The organism is Mesorhizobium sp. M8A.F.Ca.ET.165.01.1.1 (assembly GCF_004792065.1).
Taxonomy (GTDB): Bacteria; Pseudomonadota; Alphaproteobacteria; order Rhizobiales; family Rhizobiaceae; genus Mesorhizobium.
The window spans coordinates 1-295 of sequence record NZ_SRTH01000214.1; the positions used below are offsets into that span (position 1 = coordinate 1).

The window sequence follows — 295 nt, forward strand, 5'->3', positions numbered from 1 at the left end:
CGCTGCTCGACAATTTCCCGCATCCCGACGCGGGTGGACAGAATGTCATCAACCTGACCGGCATCAATGTGGTCGCTACCGATTCGGACGGAGACCAGGCGAGCGCGACGGTTCAGGTCAATGTTACAGATGACGTGCCGACGGCGGTTGCCGACACGGACAGTGTCACGGAAGGCGGCACGGCGAGCGGCAACGTGATTACCGGCGTCGGCAGCGACGGCAATGCGGCCGGCGCCGACACCAAGGGTGCCGACGGCGCCGCGGTGAGCGGCGTGACGGGTTCTGGGGCAACGAC

Annotated in this window: 1 protein-coding gene; it reads left to right on the forward strand. The window is 66.1% G+C overall.

Going from position 1 to position 295, the window contains the following annotated elements:
* Positions 1–295, forward strand: a 295-nt coding sequence (locus tag EN808_RS36715) for a hypothetical protein (RefSeq protein ID WP_189524259.1), incomplete at both ends; no start/stop codon positions are given.